This window comes from Enterobacter cloacae complex sp. P6RS, assembly GCF_014982245.1.
Classification (GTDB): Bacteria; Pseudomonadota; Gammaproteobacteria; order Enterobacterales; family Enterobacteriaceae; genus Enterobacter; species Enterobacter bugandensis.
Genome location: NZ_JADCLB010000020.1, coordinates 40,375 through 58,596, shown reverse-complemented (window position 1 = coordinate 58,596; position 18,222 = coordinate 40,375). Strand labels below are relative to the sequence as shown.

General features: G+C 53.3%; 17 protein-coding genes. 8 read left to right on the top strand and 9 right to left on the bottom strand.

Annotation, left to right across the window (positions count from 1 at the left end; genetic code table 11):
* Nucleotides 1-223: 223 nt before the first annotated feature.
* Both INF73_RS14040 and INF73_RS14035 read right to left on the bottom strand, forming a co-directional pair.
* On the bottom strand, nt 224-3,319 hold the full coding sequence (locus INF73_RS14040) for a multidrug efflux RND transporter permease subunit (RefSeq protein ID WP_193542335.1): 3,096 nt from the start codon (nt 3,317-3,319) through the stop codon (nt 224-226).
* A 136-nt stretch (nt 3,320-3,455) separates the two neighbouring features.
* A complete protein-coding gene (locus tag INF73_RS14035) occupies nt 3,456-3,842 on the bottom strand; it encodes a hypothetical protein (protein WP_049138292.1) in 387 nt (128 codons plus the stop codon).
* 271 nt (nt 3,843-4,113) lie between these two features.
* On the opposite strand from INF73_RS14035, the gene INF73_RS14030 reads away from it, so the two are divergent.
* Nucleotides 4,114-4,818 carry a response regulator gene (locus INF73_RS14030; RefSeq protein WP_063154355.1) on the top strand — a complete coding sequence of 235 codons (705 nt, stop codon included), beginning with the start codon at nt 4,114-4,116 and terminating at the stop codon, nt 4,816-4,818.
* Entirely contained in the window at nt 4,815-5,879 is a 1,065-nt protein-coding gene (locus INF73_RS14025) for an ATP-binding protein (RefSeq protein WP_193542331.1), read from the top strand. Before INF73_RS14030 ends, INF73_RS14025 begins: the two co-directional genes overlap by 4 nt.
* Before the next feature lie 14 nt (nt 5,880-5,893).
* Here the strand turns inward: INF73_RS14025 and INF73_RS14020 are convergent, their stop codons facing one another.
* The 7 genes from INF73_RS14020 to pspF all read right to left on the bottom strand — a co-directional run bounded on the left by INF73_RS14020 (nt 5,894) and on the right by pspF (nt 13,329).
* Entirely contained in the window at nt 5,894-6,808 is a 915-nt protein-coding gene (locus INF73_RS14020) for an ATP-grasp fold amidoligase family protein (RefSeq protein ID WP_193542329.1), read from the bottom strand.
* Between the two features lie 160 nt (nt 6,809-6,968).
* Complete coding sequence (gene sapF, locus INF73_RS14015; RefSeq protein WP_028013385.1) at nt 6,969-7,775, bottom strand: putrescine export ABC transporter ATP-binding protein SapF; 807 nt, start codon at nt 7,773-7,775, stop codon at nt 6,969-6,971.
* A 1-nt stretch (nt 7,776) separates the two neighbouring features.
* Nucleotides 7,777-8,769, bottom strand: coding sequence for a putrescine export ABC transporter ATP-binding protein SapD (gene sapD / locus INF73_RS14010; protein ID WP_028013384.1), 993 nt, complete (start codon nt 8,767-8,769; stop codon nt 7,777-7,779).
* The gene (sapC, locus tag INF73_RS14005; protein WP_028013383.1) at nt 8,769-9,659 is read right to left on the bottom strand and encodes a putrescine export ABC transporter permease SapC; all 891 of its coding nucleotides are present in this window, start codon (nt 9,657-9,659) and stop codon (nt 8,769-8,771) included. The genes sapD and sapC overlap by 1 nt, the downstream gene beginning before the upstream one ends.
* Nucleotides 9,646-10,611, bottom strand: coding sequence for a putrescine export ABC transporter permease SapB (gene sapB / locus INF73_RS14000; protein WP_193542327.1), 966 nt, complete (start codon nt 10,609-10,611; stop codon nt 9,646-9,648). Before sapB ends, sapC begins: the two co-directional genes overlap by 14 nt.
* Entirely contained in the window at nt 10,608-12,248 is a 1,641-nt protein-coding gene (gene sapA, locus INF73_RS13995) for an ABC transporter substrate-binding protein SapA (RefSeq protein ID WP_193542325.1), read from the bottom strand. The genes sapB and sapA overlap by 4 nt, the downstream gene beginning before the upstream one ends.
* 88 nt (nt 12,249-12,336) lie before the next feature.
* A complete protein-coding gene (pspF, locus tag INF73_RS13990; RefSeq protein WP_162269366.1) occupies nt 12,337-13,329 on the bottom strand; it encodes a phage shock protein operon transcriptional activator in 993 nt (330 codons plus the stop codon).
* A 151-nt stretch (nt 13,330-13,480) separates the two neighbouring features.
* Between pspF and pspA the strand changes: the two genes are divergently transcribed.
* The 6 genes from pspA to INF73_RS13960 all read left to right on the top strand — a co-directional run bounded on the left by pspA (nt 13,481) and on the right by INF73_RS13960 (nt 18,211).
* The gene (pspA, locus tag INF73_RS13985) at nt 13,481-14,149 is read left to right on the top strand and encodes a phage shock protein PspA (protein ID WP_028013379.1); all 669 of its coding nucleotides are present in this window, start codon (nt 13,481-13,483) and stop codon (nt 14,147-14,149) included.
* 53 nt (nt 14,150-14,202) lie between these two features.
* Entirely contained in the window at nt 14,203-14,427 is a 225-nt protein-coding gene (pspB, locus tag INF73_RS13980) for an envelope stress response membrane protein PspB (protein ID WP_028013378.1), read from the top strand.
* A complete protein-coding gene (gene pspC / locus INF73_RS13975; protein ID WP_028013377.1) occupies nt 14,427-14,786 on the top strand; it encodes an envelope stress response membrane protein PspC in 360 nt (119 codons plus the stop codon). The genes pspB and pspC overlap by 1 nt, the downstream gene beginning before the upstream one ends.
* Nucleotides 14,787-14,798: 12 nt before the next feature.
* Nucleotides 14,799-15,023 carry a phage shock protein PspD gene (gene pspD / locus INF73_RS13970; RefSeq protein ID WP_028013376.1) on the top strand — a complete coding sequence of 75 codons (225 nt, stop codon included), beginning with the start codon at nt 14,799-14,801 and terminating at the stop codon, nt 15,021-15,023.
* A 184-nt stretch (nt 15,024-15,207) separates the two neighbouring features.
* The gene (locus INF73_RS13965; RefSeq protein WP_193542323.1) at nt 15,208-16,905 is read left to right on the top strand and encodes a sugar phosphorylase; all 1,698 of its coding nucleotides are present in this window, start codon (nt 15,208-15,210) and stop codon (nt 16,903-16,905) included.
* A 13-nt stretch (nt 16,906-16,918) separates the two neighbouring features.
* Nucleotides 16,919-18,211, top strand: a complete 1,293-nt coding sequence (locus tag INF73_RS13960) for an ABC transporter substrate-binding protein (RefSeq protein ID WP_047368688.1) — start codon at nt 16,919-16,921, stop codon at nt 18,209-18,211.
* Nucleotides 18,212-18,222 lie beyond the last annotated feature (11 nt).

The following is an 18,222-nucleotide window of genomic DNA, read 5'->3' as shown; positions in this document are numbered from 1 at the left end:
CGTTACAGGCAGTATTTCAAAATCATTCGAAATTAGCTCGAAATTATAGCCCACTCACGGCCCCTTGTGTCACGATATTTCTCGTCGATCTCCGAAGAGGAATGCCCCAAAAGGTGAGGCGCGGGCTGGCGGGGGCTCAAAATTTCAGCATTCGTCCAGTATATCACCCGGCAGCAGCTTCGCCTCATCCAACCAGCAAGGTTCCGCGATCCATCAGCGGTATTCACACTTTCCTGGCGTTCTCAACGAAACGCGCAACGACAATAAAGAATACCGGGACGAAAAAGATCGCGAGAAGCGTGCCGCTGATCATGCCGCCAAACACCCCGGTGCCGATAGCGTGCTGCGTGCTGTCACTCGCGCCACGCGCCAGCATCAGTGGCACCACGCCTAACGTAAAGGCTAACGATGTCATCAGAATAGGGCGCAGACGCTGGCTTGCGGCCTGTATTGTTGCCGCCAGCAGGGGTTGTCCTTCCCGGTGGAGCTGCCTTGCAAACTCGACAATCAGAATAGCGTTCTTGGCGGACAGGCCTATCAGGGTGATAAGGCCGACCTTAAAGAAAACATCATTCGTCATGCCCGCAACGGAGACGGCAACCACCGCACCGATAAGCCCCAGGGGAACGACCAGCATGACCGCAAAGGGAATTGACCAGCTCTCATACAGGGCGGCGAGCACCATGAACACGACCAGTATCGACAGAACGATCAGACCCGGGAGCTGAGATTCGGATTTTCTCTCCTGCAATGAGCTCCCGGCCCACTCGCCGGCCATCCCCTGCGGTAAATCCCGTGACAACGTCTCCATGGCCTTCATTGCAGTGCCGCTGGATTTGCCCGGGGCCGCACTGCCGGTAATGCGGATAGCAGAATATCCCTGATAACGCGTCAACTGCTGCGGCGCAACGTTCCAGGAAAGCGTCGCAAACGTAGATACTGGCACCATCTGCCCCATACGGTTTTTTACCGATAATTTCAGGATCTGCTCAGGCTGCATGCGGTAAGGGGCGTCGGCCTGAATAATGACCTGCTGAACGCGGCCCTTGTTCGTGTAGTCATTAACGTAGTTCGACCCCATGGTGACCGAGAGCGTCTGGTTGATTTCATCAAATGAAACGCCCAGCGCTTCCGCTTTTTCCCGGTCAATCTGAAGGGCCAGGCTTGTTCCTTCCGGCAGACCGTCTATATACACGTCACTCAGTTCAGGACGTTGATTAGCTTTCACAACCAGCGCATCGGCCGCTCTCTTTAACGCCTCGTAGCCCAGTCCCGCCCTGTCCTGCACGTACCAGGTGAAGCCCGAGGAGGTGCCCATATCCGAAATGGCCGGCGGGAGAAGGCTCATCGTGACGGCATCAGAGACGTTAGCCATGCTGGCCTGTATATAGTCGGCTTCATTCTGTGCGGTCGTACCCTGCCGATCTTTCCAGTCCTTCAGCGTGGTGAAGGCCATGGCCGAATTCGGTCCCGAGCCTGAAAACCCAAATCCCAGAATCATAATGTTGCTTTCAATATCCGGCCGGGCCGCAATTTCCTCTTCAAATTTTTTAACCACTCTCAGGGTGCGCTGCATTGTGGCATCGGAAGGCAGCTGAATTGAGGACATAAAATAGCCCTGATCTTCATCCGGAAGAAAGGACGAGGGCAGCGAAGAAAGCCCCAAACATAGCGCAGCACATAGCGCAACGTACAACAGCAGCATCCGCCCGGTACGTCTCAGCACCGCGCCCAGCCCGGATTCGTACCACGTCGTGAGGGTACGAAAGCGGGCGTTAAACCCTGCTGCGAACCTGCCACCAACGTGCTTTGCTGCGCTGTGAGGCTTGAGTAACGTTGCGCACAGGGCTGGCGTCAGCGTCAGGGCTAGAAACGCGGACAGCAGTATGGAGACCGCCATGGAAATACAAAATTGTCGGTAGATAATTCCGACCGAACCCTCAGCAAACCCCATGGGGATAAAGACGGCAGTGAGCACCAGCGTGATCCCGATAATTGCCGGCGTGATTTCATTCATGGCCTTCCGGGTCGCGTCGCGCGGAGAGAGTTGTTTTTCTTCCATCAGGCGCTCAACGTTCTCCACGACCACAATGGCGTCATCTACGATAATCCCTATCGCCAGAACCATGCCGAACATGGTCAGAATATTGATGGAGTATCCACTCAATAGCATCACCGTGAAGGTGCCAAGCAGTGCGACGGGGGCAACAATCGCCGGGATAAGCGTACAGCGTATCTTATGCAGAAACAGCAGCATTACGAGGAAGACCAGAACCATCGCTTCCACAAAGGTCTGCACCACCTTCATGATGGAGAGCTTCACAAAAGGCGCGGTATCGAAGGGAACCGTAAACGTCATTCCTTCCGGTAACACCTGAGAAAGTTCGTCGATGCGTGCGCGTACGCCTGCAGCCGTGCTCATCGCATTGGCGCCAGGCGATAGCTGGACCGCCGCAGCCGTTGCGGGAACGCCATTTTCGCGGATACCGAAAGCGTAGCTTTGCAGGCCGGACTCAATGCGCGCGACGTCGGACAGCTTCAGCCTTGCGCCGGACGCCTCTGATTTCAGAGTAATATTCCTGAAAGCCTCTACGGAAGTGAGTTGCCCCTTCACGGTGATCGGATAGGTTACGCCTTGCCCTTCAGATGCCGGTTCATCTCCCGTTTTGCCGGGCGAAACCAGGGCATTTTGTTGGCCAACGGCGGTAAGCACATCGCTCACCGAAAGTACGTAGCTATGAAGCTTCATCGGGTCCAGCCAGATGCGCAGCGCTTTTTCGCCACCAAACAGCTGAATTTTCCCTACTCCAGGTACGCGGCGAAGCTCGTCGCTGACATGCCGGGCAAAGTAATCGCTTAAATCGGCTTCCTCAAATTTACCGGTTGTGGACTTCAGCCCCACCATCATTAAAAAACCGGAATTGGCCGCCTCGACGTTGATGCCATTTTGCCTGACCGCCTGTGGCAAACGCGGCTCCACAATTTTAATCTGGTTCTGAAGGTCCATCTGCGCCAGCTTGATGTCCGTGCCGGGCTTAAACGTCACGGTAATAGACGCAGAACCGGCTGTGTCACTGGATGATTCGAAGTAAAGCAAATTATCGACGCCAGATATTTCGCGCTCAAGTAACGACACCACCGACGTATTCATAATATCGGGGCTGGCGCCCGGGTAGGTGACAGAAATAATAATCCCAGGCGGTGCCACCGCCGGATACTGCGCAACCGGCAGCCGGGGGATAGACAATACACCCGCCAGGACGATAAAAAGCGCCACGACCCAGGCGAAAATGGGACGTTCAATAAAGAAATGAGGCATTAATTTAACTTCCAGATACGTGACTATTTCAGTGAGTTATTTTGTTCAAGATGGTGTGATGGAGAGTCTACAACTCGCCTGTTTAGCGGACATGGGCGGTTTATGGAGATAGTGTGGAGCGAAACAACGCGGTTGTTTAAATCATTCTCACGATGAGGTACAACGGTGAACCGCCAAAAAAGAGAATTAAATAACACTCATAGTAAAACACCAAATCGTTGAAATCTGGCGTAGCGTTCAGCAGCACAGTGAACGTAATAATGAGATAAACAAAAATCACCATTAGCCAGAAGGCGATGAGAAGTAATTCAGTGAACGCGCCTGCTTTGTTTTGTATTATCAGAGAGACAACCGACAAGGCAATGCAGCCATAGATAATGGGGGAAGAGAGTAGCGTTGCTGCGACTTTCTCATCCATTATATGCATCAATACCAGCCAGGTATAAAGTAATCCCCACGATAGCAGCAGGAAGAGAGAAAATATGCCGATTTTTTTAGGAGAGAAGTATTTCGAAAGTTCCATGTTCATTATCTCAGCCAAATTCAGAAAGCCTTTAAGCGACAGGGGTATTTACCACGTTAAACGAAAGACGGTTTAACTCCGAATAACTATTGTGGACTGACATTGTCGAGTCTTTATTGACAGAATGTGTAGGCTGTATGGAGAAATTGCCTGGCACTTAAATTAATCCAGGAAATTTTCGCGGTCACGGCACTTTTTCCCGGAGCCTGTGTCTTATTGTGCTAAAGATATCTGATAGCGTGCTCAAAGGGATTTCACCCGCGGAGATAAAATGAACAAAAATACTCTAATCCTTGTTGTTGAAGATGAAAACGAAATTGCCGAAATATTGATGAGTTACTTAGAGCGTTCTGGGATGAAAACGCTGAGAGCCCGGCAGGGCGAGCAGGCGATAGCGCTTAATCGGCTCCATAAACCGGATCTTATCTTGCTGGATATCCATCTGCCCGTTTGCGATGGCTGGAGCGTACTCACGACGCTCCGTCAGGAAAGTTCTGTGCCCGTCATTATGGTGTCCGCACTCGATCAGGACGTAGATAAGCTGATGGGGCTGAGGCTTGGCGCGGATGATTACGTCATCAAACCTTTCAACCCTTCCGAAGTGGTCGCGCGGGTTGAAGCCGTGCTGCGCAGAACCAGACCCGCTCTTCAGCAGGCGGGTGCCGTGCCTCTCAGGACGCCTTTTATTACGGTCTACCCGGACGATTTCTACGTTGAGGTCACCGTGGGCGAAGAGGTAGTCTCCCCAGTATTAACGACGACGGAATTTAAACTTCTTACTTACCTGGTGAGATACCCGCGAAAGGTCTGTTCCCGGGAAGAGTTACTTAACGCGTGTCTGCCGGAAGGCGATACGCTCGACAGAACGGTAGACAGCCATATGAGCAAGCTGCGTAAAAAGCTGGAGCTTGCAGGCCTTTATGGCGTTCCTGAGAGCATCAGGGGGATGGGCTATCGACTCGGGGAGAAAAAATGAACAGAGATTCTGTCCTGAGTCGGCAGATCTTAACGTATATGCTGCTGCTGACGTTTATGATCATTGCAATTGCGGTACTGGGCTCATGGTTTTTTTACTCTTTTATTCTCGATCACCTCCCCGGCGGTGCCGTTGAGGGCGATGACGAGCAAATGACGATGTGGGACTGGGTGTGGATCGGGACCGCGACAACAATCAGTCTGATAATCGCGATATTTTTAACGATAAAACTTTCTTCACGAATACTCACCCCGTTAAACGCGGTAGCGTCCAGCCTGAGAAAAATTTCTCAGGGCCAGCTGGATGCCCGTGCTTATTGCGCCAGCTCCCGTCTGGGAGAGGTCAATCATCTGGTCACGGATTTCAATGAAATGGCGGAAAAACTCCAGACGCTGGATATTCAGAGGAAATCCTGGAACGCCGCCATTGCCCATGAGCTGAGAACCCCGGTCACGATTTTACGCGGGCGGCTTCAGGGGCTGGTTGACGGCGTTTTTGAGCCGGATCCGCTGCTTTTTAATAATCTTCTCAAGCAGACTGAGGGGTTAACCCGTTTGATTGAAGATCTTCGGGTGATCAGCTCTGACGGCGGGGCGGGTTATACGCTGTATAAATCCAGAACGGACCTCAAAGGCACAATCCAGGATGCGCTTGATACTTTCATGCCCGAGTTCAAGCACAATCAGTTTGGGATTAAAACAGAGTTGAGGGAACAGCGATGCGTGTTCGATCCGTTGCGCATCAATCAGTGTCTGGCCGTTCTGTTTGACAACGCATTACATTATTCAACTTCGCGAAAACTCATCGTAAAAAATGGCGTCTCTGATAAAGGCAATTATATCCTTATTGAGGATGGCGGGCCGGGCATCCCCAGGGAATTTCATGATTTCTTATTTCAACCTTTCCAGCGGGATAAAGGTGCCAGAGATGTGAATCCTGAAGGATGTGGTTTAGGGTTATCGGTGGTAAAAGCCATCATGCTGGCTCATGGTGGCGATGTAACGTATACCTTATCGAAGCAAAACCACTCCCTGTTCAAACTGACCTGGCCCGATGCCTGAGCCCTGGCGGCAGGTCAGCCCGGCCTGCCCGCCGATAGCGGCAACTGCCATATATCGCCTAACTTTGTATCCCATTCCAGAGGGGTAATTCGCAGTTTGCCCCGTTTTGGGCTTAAGGTTATTTCACTGAAGTAAATTTCATCGCTTTTCAACATGAGGTCAACGCGGCAGTAGTCAAGACCCTTCGCCAGCTCCTGAGCGGCCAGCAGAGCCTCACGGAACAATTTCGGCTCGCCGGGCGCGACCGGCGTATTAGGATATTCCATCTGGAAGGGCTGTAAATTCCAGTGTCGGTCGTAAACGTTGATAAACTCTCTGCCGCGGTCATCTGTAAAATCGGCCTCAACATAGTGTGCGACCCCGTGAAAACAGTGAATTCTCAGCATTTCCGGCGTGCTGTTCCTGTCCGCATTATTGAAAAGATCGACATAGGGCTCACACAGTATAACGGGTGTAATATTTTTGTACTGCCACTCGCGCGTGGTGTAATACAAATTCTTCTTTAATGCGAGAGTGAGCTTTTTACGGGCCTGTCGGTAATTGAACTGGTTTTTGTTTGTACAGATTATTGTGCTTCCACTGTCATGATTGCACTTAAGGACGAATTGATCGGGCAGTATTGAAAAATCGATATGCGAAAACCTGCGGTAAACCCCAATCAAAGGCACCGCTTTTACTCGCGTTGTTCTGGACGCAACGTATTCGCGGACGGCGAGTTTATCGGCAAGCATTGTGTAGAGATTATTATGGTCATAGACCAGGCGATGACATATTTTTTCACTCAACGTAGTGGGTGATTTAATGTCAGGGGTTATGCCTGATGTCTTTTTGAGTTTTGCAGTATGAAAATTGAGGTCCGTCATGAAATATGAACGGCATTTTCTGATGAGATACTCCGTATATTTTAGAACATATGTGGTGGTGTTCATTTCTTCTCCTCCGTAATGTTCCGGTATTCTGGAGAAGAACTATTGATGGATATTGCTTAAAATATGGAGCAGGGATGGAGATAAAAATAAAAGGATTAAATAGCGCACGCAGGCTATTTAATCCTTATTTGAGCGGAGCAATCCGTGTTTACCGCCGCGCTTAACGGTCTTTTCTCCACGCATCGGCGGTCAATGCTTCACCGAAATGCCCGGCAATTAGCCTTTTCGTCAGCTCATGAAGCGGGGAGGCCATCACATCCGCCGTGCTGCCGCGCTCGACGACTTCCCCCTGGTGCATGACCATCACCTGATCGCTGATGTGCTTCATCATCCCCAGATGCTGGGTGACGTAGATGTAGGAGATACCCTGCTTTTCCTGTAATTCGAGCATCAGGTTAATCAGTTGCGAACGCATCGACATATCCAGCGAGGCAAGCGCTTCGTCTGCAACGATCACTTTCGGGCGCAGAATCAACGCGCGGGCCAGACCCAGACGCTGTTTCTGACCGGGAGCAAGCATATGCGGGTAGTAGCTTTCGTGATCCGGTAACAGCCCAACCATACGCAGTGTTTCGAAGATACGCTTGCGGCGCGCCTCTGGCTCCAGTTCGGTATTCAGACGCAGAGGGAAATCAAGGATCTGCGAAATGCGCTGGCGTGGATTAAGCGAGGTAGACGGATCCTGGAAGATCATGCGGATGCGCTGGCTGCGGAAAGAGTAATCGCCAAACTGCAGAGGATGATCGTCAATCAACACTTCTCCAGCAGTGGGCTCGACCATGCCGGCAAGCATTTTCGCCAGCGTGGATTTGCCGGAGCCGTTTTCGCCGATGATCGCCAGCGTCTGTTTTTCACGCAGGGTAAAACTCAGCGGCTTAACCGCTTCGACAGTCTGACGATGAAACAGCCCCGTGCGATAGCGAAAGGTCTTACTCAGATTGCGGACTTCCAGCAAGGTTTCGACCATTTCACTCTCTCTCCATGTTCAGCGGGAAATGACAGGCGTAAAGATGATTTTTGGCGCCGGTCAGGCGAGGCGTTTCGATACATTTACGCTGAGCATACGGACAACGCGGCCCCAGACGACAGCCTATCGGCAACGATTCCAGCAGCGGAATCGCTCCGGGCAGGGTATTCAGACGGCTCTTGTGCGGCATGGCGCTGCCAAAATCAGGAATTGCGCGGATAAGCGCCTGCGTATATGGATGGTGCGGCGCGGCGATCAACTCCTCACTCGGGGCAGTTTCGACCGTTTGCCCGCAGTACATCACGTCAATTTTATCCGCCCATTTGCTGAGCATTTGCAGGTCATGGCTGATCAGCAAAATGGTGGTGTTATTGTTCTGGTTCAGGCGCGACAGCAGGCGGAAAATTTGTGCCTGGGTGGTCGGCTCCATCGCGTTGGTGGGTTCATCCGCAATCAGCAAACGCGGCTGATTAGCCAGGGCGATGGCAATCATCACCTTCTGGCATTCACCGTCGGTCAGCTCATACGGGAAGCTGCGCATCGCGTCTTTATGGTCTTTGATCCCGACGCGGTGTAATAGCTCAATGGCGCGGCGCTTGCGCCAGCCGAAACGCTGCCACCAGCGGCCTTTATAGGTCCAGCCGGGAATGTTCTGCATCAGCTGTTTGCCTACGCGCTCGGACGGATCGAGGCAGGACTGTGGCTCCTGGAAAATCATCGAGACGTTATGGCCGACCAGCTTGCGACGCTCGCGCGGAGAGAGGCGCAGCAGGTCTATATCGTCGAACCGCATGCGGTCGGCGGTCACGCGCCAGTTGTCTTTCGCAACGCCGCAGATCGCTTTGGCGATCAGGCTTTTTCCCGAACCAGATTCACCCACCAGCCCGCGAATCTCGCCCTCGGCGAGAGTAATGCTGATGCGATCGACGGCTTTAACCCAGCCTTCACCGGTTTTGAATTCAATGGTGAGGTTGCGAATATCAAGAAGCGGCATTATTGCACCCCCGCGTTAATTGCACGGCGAATACCGTCGCCCAGCAGGTTGATCAGCAACACGCTTACCATAATCGCCGCCCCCGGCAGCATAACCGTCCACGGCGCCACGTAGATCAATTCCAGCGCGTCACCGAGCATCGCACCCCATTCAGGGGACGGCAGCTGCGCGCCGAGGTCGAGGAACCCGAGCGCAGCGATGTCCAGGATCGCCATCGACAGCGCACGGGTGATCTCGGTGACCAGCCCGGCGGCGATGTTTGGCAGAACGGCAAACCACAGAATATTGAAGGTCGTCGCGCCGTCCAGACGGGCCGCAACGACATACTCTTTTTCCAGCTCGTCATGCACCATGCTGTAAACCGAGCGCACGATGCGGGGGAGGATAGCCAGCCAGACGGCGAACATGGCATGCGACAGATGCGGACCGGCAAAGGCAACCACAATGATTGCCAGCAGCAGAGACGGAATCGACAGCAGCGTGTCCAGAATGTGGTTCAGCACCGCCGAGCGCAGGCCATGCGTGGAGCCCGCGAAAATACCGAGAGCCAGTCCACAGAGCGTCGCCGCGAGCGTCACGACAAACGCGCCGCCCACCGTCGGGGCAGCCCCGCTTAACAGACGGCTCAATACGTCGCGTCCGAGATCGTCAGTGCCGAGGAAGAATGAGACTTCGCCGTAGCGTGACCAGGAAGGCGGCAGCAGCTGATAGCCAAGGAACTGCTGATCGATGCCATAAGGCGCAAACCACGAACCAAAGAGGCAAAGCAATACCAGACCGGCGCAGCCATAAAGGCCGATCATTGCCGTGGTGTCACCATAGAACTTTCGCCACACGGTACGCAGCGCACCGGGCGTGCGCTTTTCACTGTAAACGTTATCGTAAGGCATACCATTCCTTATGCTTCAATGGGTTAGCCATCGCACCCAAAATATCGGACAACACGTTAACAATAATGACCAGCGAACCAATCACCATCACACCCGCTGAGATAGCAGCATAATCCTGCTGACGGATGGCGTTAATCAGCCAGCGTCCCAGCCCGGGCCAGCTAAAGACCATCTCGGTGATCATGGCCAGCGTAAGCATGGTGGAAAACTGCAGCCCCAGGCGCGGAATTACCGGCGGCAGAGCGTTGTGCAGGACGTTGCGGCGCAATATGGTCAGGCGCGACAATCCGCGCGTGGCGGCAGCTTTGACATAGTTCTGCTCAAACACCTCGATGGTGCTCAGGCGCATCAGGCGGATCACCTCGGTTGTCGGCGCAACCGCCAGCGTCAGCACCGGCAGTACCATATGACGCAGGGCGCTGACGATCATCTCATGGCGCCAGACGGAATCGGACAGCCAGGCGTCAATGATGGCAAAACCCGTTACCGTTTTAACCGTATAGAGCAGGTCAAAACGGCCAGAGACCGGTAGCCAACCCATCGTCAGCGAGAAGAACAGCGTCAGCAGCAGCGCCAGCCAGAATACCGGGATAGAGAAGCCGAGCAGGGCAAGGGCGCTGATAAACTTATCCTGCCATTTGTTGCGGTAGATCCCGGCCAGCATGCCCACGGGAATACCTACCATCAGGGCAAAGCCGAAGGCCAGAATGCACAGCTCCATCGTGGCCGGGAAAACCTCTTTTAGCTGATCGGAGATAAGCTGCCCGTTGATGCTCGACACGCCGAAATCACAGTGCAGCAGCCCGTTAAACCAGAACAGCCAGGCATCCCACAGCGACGAGCCCTGTAGCGGGGCATGCGGCGTGAAATAGCTCAGGCTGAAGCCGACAAAGTTCAGGAAAAAGAGCGTCACCAGCAGTAAAAGGAGCCGACGCAAGGTAAAAATAATCATGGTTTTTTCACCTCTTGTTCTTTTTCACGCGATACGCCGGCGAACGAGGCGTTGCCGAACGGGCTCAGCACCAGGCCTTTAATATCATAGCGGTAGGCCTGAAGACGCAGGGAAGAGGCCAGCGGAAGCACCGGCAGTTCCTGTGCAAGGATCTTCTGCGCTTCATCGTAAGCGTCAATGCGCGAGGCCAGCTGTTGGGAAGAGAGTGCATTTTGCAGCACGGCGTCGAACTCCCGGTTACACCAGTGGGCGTAGTTGGTCTGCGAATTTATCGCAGCACAGCTCAGCAGCGGCCGGAAGAAGCTGTCCGGATCGTTACTGTCGGTAGCCCAGCCTGTCAGGGTGAGGTCGTGATTCATATCCATCAGGCGCGCCTCCTGGAAACGACCCTCAACCGGTACGATGATCACCTTGACGCCCACCTGCGCCATATCCGCCTGTAGCAGTTCAGCGGTTTTCAGCGGGCTCGGGTTCCACGCCTGGGAGCTGGTGGGCACCCAAAGCTGGAGCGTCAGGTTTTCCGCGCCCAGCGCTTTCAGTTGTTCACGCGCTTTTGCCGGATTGTATTCCGTAATTTTAGCCTCACCGTCGTAGGCCCACGAGGCGCGCGGTAAAATTGAGGCGGCGGTTTCCGCCGTGCCGTAGTAGATCGACTGCATCAGACGCTGGTTGTTGATCGCCAGCGCCAGAGCGTGACGTACGGCAGGGTTGTTCAGCGGCGGCTTATCGGTGTTAAAGGCCAGATAAGCGATGTTCATCCCCGGGCGTAACGTCAGACGCAGACGCGGATCGTCGCGCAAAATGGTGAGCTGGCTGGCAGCGGGCCAGGCGAGCACGTCGCATTCCCCGGTGAGCAGTTTCGAGAGCCGTCCCGTTCCGCCAGACCCGAGATCGACCACCACCTGCGGCATCAGCGGCGTACCGCGCCAGAAATGTTCGTGGCGCTGCAGGCGAATATATTGCCCCGCGCGGTATTCGGCCAACTGGAACGGGCCGGTACCCACCGGCTGGCGGTCGAGCAGCTCCTGACGATCTTTTTTCGTCAGCTTCGCCGCGTATTCGGCGGACATAACGGACGCATAGTGGGTCGCCAGGTGCCAGAGGAAGGAGGCATCCGGGCGCGTCAGCGTAAATTCAACCGTCCGGCTATCCAGCTTGCGCACGCTTTTAACGGTGTCGGCAAACTGCAGGCTGTCGAAATAGGGGAAATTATTCCCGTTAACGTTATGCCACGGGTGGTTACGGTTAAAGATACGCTGGAAGGTGAAGACCACGTCATCCGCGTTCAGCTTGCGCGTAGGGGTAAACCACGGCGTACGCTGAAACGCGACATCATCGCGCAGGCGAAAACGGTAGGTTGCACCGTTATCCAGGACTTCCCAGCTTTCCGCAAGTTCAGGCACCAGGCGATAGGTGTACGGGTCGACATCCAGCAGACGGTCGTAAAGCTGCGCGGCGAGCGTATCCACAATCAGGCCGCTGCCCGCTTTTTGCGGGTTGAAGGTGTCCACCTGGCCACTTACGCAATAGACGAAGCCGCTGCCACGAATGTCAGGCTGCGTAGACTGCCCGGGCGCAGCAAACGCCAGGCCGCTGAACAGACCGAGTGCAAAAAAGGACGATAAAACCAGACGCATAATTTTTAAGGTTTTTAGGTTCGATCTGCAAAGTGTATCGCACTTACGCCTGCTTCGTAAAAATGTCTGCGGGTAAGTGCCGATATTGTCAGCGCATTTGATGCTTTTTAAGCAATGCCCGTAACTGATGGTAGGTCAGGCCCAGGAGTTCGGCCGCGCGTTTCTGGTTATATTTCGCCGCCTTCAGGCTTTGCTCCAGTAGCTGTTGCTCCTGCTCGTGCTGGAACTGGCGCAAATCAAGGGGCAGCGCGGGAGTATCGCCTGATGATGACGGGGAGGAAACCGGCGGCGCATTGCGCTGAAAAGGATCGATAATGATATTGTCCAGCTCCGTCTCGCTGCTGCCGTGGCGGTAAACAGAACGCTCCACAACGTTCTTCAGTTCGCGGATATTTCCCGGCCAGCGGTAGGCCAGAAGCGTCTCCCGCGCATGATCGCTGAAGCCGGGGAAAAGGGGGAGACCGAGCTCGCGGCACATCTGAATCGCAAATTGTTGAGCAAGCAGCATGATGTCGCTTCTCCTGTCGCGCAGGGGCGGAAGCTGAACGACGTCAAAGGCCAGGCGGTCAAGCAGATCGGCACGGAATTTCTCCTCCGCGACCATATCCGGCAGATTGGCGTTGGTGGCGCAGACCAGGCGCACGTTAACCTGCAGCGGCTGGCTGCCGCCGACGCGCTCCAGTTCACCATACTCAATCACGCGCAGCAGCTTTTCCTGCACCAGCATCGGCGCGGTGGCGAGTTCATCAAGGAACAGGGTGCCGCCGTCGGCGCGCTCAAAACGTCCCGGATGGCGCTTCTGAGCGCCGGTAAACGCGCCCGCCTCGTGGCCGAACAGCTCGGTATCGAGCAGGTTTTCATTCAGCGCCGCACAGTTTAGAGAAATGAAGGGGCCGTCCCAGCGTCCGGATAAATAGTGCAGACGGTTGGCAATCAGTTCCTTACCCGTGCCGCGCTCGCCGATAATCAGCACCGGTTTGTTGAGCGGCGCAAGGCGAGAAACCTGTTCCAGTACCTCAAGAAAGCTGTTGGCTTCACCGAGTAAGTTATCTTTGTATTGAGCCATGATGAAATTAACCACTCCTTAGCGATATTCACCAGGTCAGCATAGTTCTGTAGTGAATAAAAATCAATCACACCGTGTAAAATCAATAAGATAAAAAACTGGCACGGGAATTGTATTACCAGTACAGCAGGGCATAGCCCGATAACAGAACTATGAGGATTTGATTATGGGTATTTTTTCTCGTTTTGCCGACATCGTGAACGCCAACATCAACTCACTGCTGGAGAAAGCAGAAGATCCGCAGAAGCTGGTGCGCCTGATGATTCAGGAGATGGAAGACACGCTGGTTGAAGTGCGTTCTACCTCCGCCCGTGCGCTGGCTGAGAAAAAGCAGTTAACGCGCCGTATTGAGCAGGCCACCGCTCAGCTCAATGAATGGCAGGAAAAGGCGGAACTCGCCCTGCGCAAAGATAAAGAAGATCTTGCTCGCGCGGCGTTAATTGAAAAGCAGAAGCTGGCGGACATGATCGCTACGCTGGAGCATGAAGTCACGCTGGTGGAAGACACGCTCACCCGCATGAAAAAAGAGATTGGTGAGCTCGAAAATAAACTGAGCGAAACCCGCGCGCGTCAGCAGGCGCTGACCCTGCGTCATCAGGCGGCAAGCTCTTCCCGCGACGTGCGTCGTCAGCTGGACAGCGGCAAGCTGGATGAGGCCATGGCGCGTTTTGAGTCATTCGAGCGTCGTATCGACCAGATGGAAGCGGAAGCAGAGAGCCACGGCATCGGTAAGCAAAAGTCGCTGGATCAACAGTTTGCCGATCTGAAAGCGGACGATGAAATCAGCGAGCAGCTGGCGGCATTGAAAGCCAAAATGAAGCAAGATAACCAATAATAATGTTGCGGCACCTGAGCGTGCCGCTAAGCATCCGACGACAAGGAGTACACATGAGCGCGCTTTTCCTGGCCATTCCCCTGACGATTTTCGTGCTGTTTGTTTTGCCGATTTGGCTATGGCTGCACTACAGCAACCGTTCTTCAGGGAACGATTTATCCCAGAGTGAACAACAACGTCTTGCGCAGCTTACCGACCAGGCTAACAAGATGCGCGATCGCATTCAGGCGCTGGAAGCAATCCTGGATGCAGAACATCCTAACTGGAGGGACCGTTAATGTCAGGACTGAATCTGAACAAAAAATTGTGGCGAATTCCACAGCAGGGCATGGTGCGCGGCGTTTGCGCCGGACTGGCCCATTATCTCGACGTTCCGGTAAAGCTGGTTCGTGTGGTCACGGTGCTGTCGATATTTTTCGGCCTGGCGTTTATCACTTTCGTGGCCTACATAGTGCTGTCGTTTGTACTTGACCCGATGCCGGAAGGCGAACTGGCTGCGGAAGGCGCGCCTACCAGTAACGATCTTCTCAATGCGGTTGACGATCGGCTGGCTGAAGGGGAGAAGCGGTTACGTGAAATGGAACGCTATGTCACATCCGATACCTTTACGCTGAGAAGTCGTTTTCGTCAGCTTTAAGAGAGAATATACATGAAGAAAAACTGGCAACAGGCCGGTCAGAAGGTAAAACCCGGCCTGAAAATCGCAGGTAAACTGGTTCTGATGACGGCGTTACGTTACGGCCCGGCAGGTGTGGCGGGCTGGGCGATCAAATCTGTTGCCCGCAAGCCGGTCAGAATGTTGCTGGCCGTGGCGCTTGAACCTCTGTTGCAAAAAGCGGCAAAGCGGCTGTCACGCCGCTACTTATCCCGCTAATTCACGCTCGCGTTAGCCCTTTCTCTCCCCGGAAGGGCTAACGACATTTCATCCCTTTCCCTCACTTTCTTTGCGGCAGCTCACATTACTGCACAGAGCTGCTTTGTAATTGCGTTTTTCAGCCTTCCGGTTCGTTGACAGATATTTTTCAGGGGAGTAGATTGCCCTTCGTGGGACCGCTACCATGGAAAATAATGTGAACGCAAAAATTAAAAAACTTATCAATCATATTTACGGTGAATCATTTTCTGAAGCACATTTTAAAGTGTTATTAACAAAGCTTGAACAAGCTGCTGTTGATATTACAGAAAAGCGTAAATCAGGCTGGGATGAAAAAGACGTTGTTCTGATCACCTACGCCGATCAGTTCTCCGCGAAAGGGGAGAAAGCGTTGCCGGTATTTACCCGCTTTTATAATGAGTGGCTTGCTCGCACGTTTTCCCATGTCCACCTTTTACCTTTTTATCCGTGGTCCTCTGATGACGGATTTTCCGTTATTGATTACCACAACGTTGCGCCTGAAACCGGGACCTGGCAAGACGTTGCTGATTTAAAACAGTCTGCCAGCTTAATGTTTGATTTCGTCTGCAACCATATGTCAGCAAAAAGTGAATGGTTTGCTAATTATCTTGCGCAGAAACCTGGCTACGAAGATTTCTTTATTGCTGTCGATCCTGAAACTGATTTATCTGCGGTGACGCGTCCTCGCGCATTACCGTTGCTGACGCCATTTACGCTGCATGATGGCAGCGTGCGTCATCTTTGGACCACCTTCAGCGATGACCAGATCGATCTTAACTTCGCCTCGCCTCAGGTGCTGATTGCGATGGTTGACGTGCTGCTCCATTACCTGGCGGAAGGGGCGCGTTATATCCGTCTGGACGCCGTCGGATTTATGTGGAAGATCCCTGGAACAAGCTGCATCCATCTGGAACAGACTCACTGCCTTATCCAGCTTTTCCGTGCTATTACCGAGGCCGTGGCGCCGGGTACCGTGATCATTACTGAGACGAACGTTCCGCATAAGGACAATATCTCTTATTTCGGTGACGGTGAAAATGAAGCCCAGATGGTCTACCAGTTCTCCTTGCCGCCGCTGGTGCTGCATGCTGTGCACCGTCAGGATGTTAACGCTCTCTGTCAGTGGGCGGGATCGCTGGCGCTGCCTTCAACAAAAACGACCTGGTTCAATTTCCTGGCGTCTCATGACGGTATCGGTCTGAACCCACTGCGCGGCATTCTGCCGGAATCAGAAATCCTCGCACTGGTTGAGAAACTTCAGCAGGAAGGGGCGCTGGTCAACTGGAAAAATAATCCTGACGGTACGCGCAGTCCTTACGAAATTAATGTGACCTATCTTGACGCGTTAAGCGCGCAAAACAGTTCAGATGATGAACGCATTGCGCGCTTTATTCTGGCGCATGCGGTGCTGTTAAGTTTCCCAGGTGTACCTGCCGTGTATATTCAAAGTATTCTTGGCTCCCGTAACGATTATGAAGGGGTCGAGCGCCTCGGCTATAACCGCGCGATAAACCGCAAGAAATATACCGCCGGTCAGGTTGATCTCGAACTTAATAATAAAAATAGCATTCGTCATAAAATTTATTCCCGTTTAAGCGAGTTTATTGCGATTCGTCGTGGGGAAAGTGCGTTTCACCCTGATGCCCAGGCATTTTTTGAATCACTGGATGAACAAATTCTTAAAATTGTACGCGTGGCTGAAAACGGTGAGAGAATTACAGCCCTGTTTAATTTTAGTAATAACGTTCATACCGTTTATGGGGACACGCTTACTGGTATGGAATTACTATCAGGACAAGCTGTTAGCGGTAAAAAGCTGACCCTCAATCCATGGCAGGTTATGTGGATTAAAGCAAACTAAAAAGGACCCTAAAATGAAAATGCCCAAAATTGTGCTGTTATCAGCACTGGTTTCGTGCGCCCTGTTATCAGGCTGTAAAGATGATAAAGCGTCTGCTGTGACCATTGAGTTCATGCACTCGTCAGTAGAGCAGGAGCGCCAGGCGGTTATTACGAAACTGATCGAAAAATTCGAGAAAGAAAACCCCGGCATTACGGTGAAGCAGGTGCCGGTGGAAGAAGATGCCTACAACACCAAAGTGATTACGCTCGCCAGAACGGGCGCGCTGCCTGAAGTGATTGAAGTCAGCCATGATTACGCGAAAGTCATGGATAAGGAACAACTGCTGGATCGCAAGGCTATCGGTGAAGCCATTGAAGCGGTAGGCGAAAAGACCTTCTATGACGGGATCCTGCGCGTTGTGCGTACTGAAGACGGCACAGCCTGGACAGGGGTGCCGATGAGCGCCTGGCTGTCTGGCGTCTGGTATCACAAAGATGTGCTTGCCGCTGCGGGTATTCAGGAACCGCATAACTGGGAACAGCTGCTGAAAGCCAGCCAGAAGCTTAACGACCCGGCCAACAAACATTACGGTATTGCGCTGCCCACCGCGGAAAGCGTCATGACCGAGCAGGCGTTCTCCCAGTTTGCGCTTTCCGGCGGCGCGAACGTTTTTGATGCCAACGGAAACGTTGAAATTGACACCCCTGAAATGGCGAAAGCACTGGCGTTCTATAAAGCGCTGGCCGCGACCACCATGCCGGGCTCGAACGACGTCATGGAGATCAAAGATGCCTTCATGAACGGTTCTGCACCGATGGCCGTCTATTCCACCTACATCCTGCCAGCGGTATTCCAGGATGGTAACCCTGCCAACCTTGGCTTCGTTGTCCCGACAGAAAAGTCCTCTGCCGTTTATGGCATGGTCACCTCGTTGACGATCACCAGCGGACAAACCGAAGAAGAAACGCAAGCGGCTGAAAAGTTTGTGACGTGGATGGAGCAGGCTCAAAACGCAACCGACTGGGTCATGATGTCGCCGGGCGCGGCGCTGCCGGTGAACACGCTGGTCGTAGGAACGGATACCTGGAAAAACAACGAGGTGATTAAAGCGTTTGGGCAACTGCCTTATGAACTGATCGCCCAATTCCCGAACGTACAGGTGTTTGGTGCTGTCGGCGACAAAAACTTCACGCGCATGGGCGATGTGACAGGGTCCGGCATTATCAGCTCCATGGTGCATAACGTCACCGTGGGTAAACAAGATCTCAGCGCAACGCTTAGCAAGAGCCAGACGCGACTGACTGACCTGATTTCACAACGATAGGAGCGCTCTGC